We start from the raw sequence: 1,578 nt of genomic DNA, 5'->3' as shown, positions 1-1,578 counted from the left end.
TTGGACATATTTTCACGTTATAGTTATACCTACATTTTACATAAGTCTTAATATAAAAGTCAATGCAGTAGCCTAATCCGAAGAATTAATATTATCCTCATTTTTATTTTTTTCTGAAAGTCTTGGCGGTACTTCCAATTTTTCAAAGTCTATTTGATCTACATACTTTTCTATTAATTCTTGAAGAAGCACAGCCAAAGAATCTAATTGATTATTTTTATTTGACATATTATCCAAGTTGAAATCCTCCGATATTTTAATTTCAACTTGTATATGTCAGAAATTTTTTTAGAACTTACCTAATAATCTAATTTACAAAAAAATACTATTAATTTATTTTACTCACAAAAAATCTGTTTATACGCTCCATTTATGGACGTATAAACAGATTTAGGGTACTTGCCAAGGATAAGTTTTTAAACTCTTTTGTTATTAAGGACTCTTTCTGACAAATTATAGATAGAAAATTGATGGCATGGAGAAAACAAAAAAGGAAGTGATAAAAAATGAGGAAACAAAGAAAGGAAGTTGCAAAATATGGAGTAAGGAAAAAAATAAAAAAGGTTTATAGAGCAAAAATTTTAAGTAGGTAAAAAAATGTATAGTGTAGGAATGCACTTACAAAACCATTAAATAGCAAGCCAAGCTATCAATCTAAAAATGTGTACTTTAGAGCAAGCCAAGCTCTTTAAAAAATGTGTTTTGTCTTAGATTAGACAACTTATAAGCTTCTACGGACTCGGTAGTATAAAAAGCTTAGTCTTAACAATTAGAGTAGCAAATAAGGCTCTAGAATCGATTTTAAGAGCTTTAATTTTAAAAAGATAGTTTATATATTTGAAAGGAGCATTCTATGTCTTTTAATATCACAAACAAAGCTTTTAACAAAGAATTTGGAATAATAGATGAAGAAAAGAAAAAAACTAAAAAATGGAATAAAAGAAAGCAGAAATACATTTTAAAAAAACAGATTTATGATAGATTAACAAAAATGTTAAATGATGGTATGAGTACATCAAGAAATGATGATAAACACGATTCATCAGCCACTGCAAACAATAAAATTTATAGCGTTACAACTTATAAAACTTACAAACAACAATGTTATAAATTTGCAGAATTTTTGAAAGAAAATTATCCTGAAATAAAGAAAATACAACAAGTTAAAACAGAACATGTAAATGAATATCTGAAAATCTTAACTAATCAAGGCTTATCTGCTTACTCAATTAGCACAGCCAAATCAGCTATATCAAAGGTTTTAAGAACATCATCTACAAACTTCATAGCGACACCACCAAGGACAAGAAAATCAATCAAAAGAAGTCGATATGAAGCTAATAGAGATAAACACATATCAGAAGATCTAGAAAGAAAATTTTCTAAAATAACAAGCTCTACAGGATTAAGAAAAAAAGAAATGGAAGCTGTAAGAGGGGTTGATTTAAAAGAAGTCAACGGACAATATTATGTAAAAGTTAGACAAGGAAAGGGCGGGAAAAAACGCTTAGCTTTAATCATGGGCAAGGATAAAGAAGAAACGGAAGAAATAATAAATATTTTTAAAGAAGCTGGAGA

The 1,578-nt window shown here is 27.9% G+C and carries 2 protein-coding genes; one reads left to right on the top strand and one right to left on the bottom strand.

Translation table 11 applies throughout. The annotated features are described in order from the left end of the window. Positions 1-72: 72 nt before the first annotated feature. Positions 73-228 (bottom strand): hypothetical protein, encoded by a 156-nt coding sequence (locus HMPREF2782_RS06305; protein ID WP_036755989.1) that lies wholly within the window; start codon positions 226-228, stop codon positions 73-75. Between the two features lie 625 nt (positions 229-853). Here HMPREF2782_RS06305 and HMPREF2782_RS06300 point away from each other — a divergent pair. Continuing rightward, on the top strand, positions 854-1,578 hold a 725-nt coding region (locus HMPREF2782_RS06300), incomplete at its 3' end, for a site-specific integrase (protein WP_070641686.1).

It is taken from the genome of Anaerococcus sp. HMSC068A02 (assembly GCF_001811125.1).
GTDB classification, from domain to species: domain Bacteria; phylum Bacillota; class Clostridia; order Tissierellales; family Peptoniphilaceae; genus Anaerococcus; species Anaerococcus vaginalis_C.
Note: the sequence above shows the minus strand (reverse complement) of the source record. Positions and strands in the feature narration are given on the sequence as shown.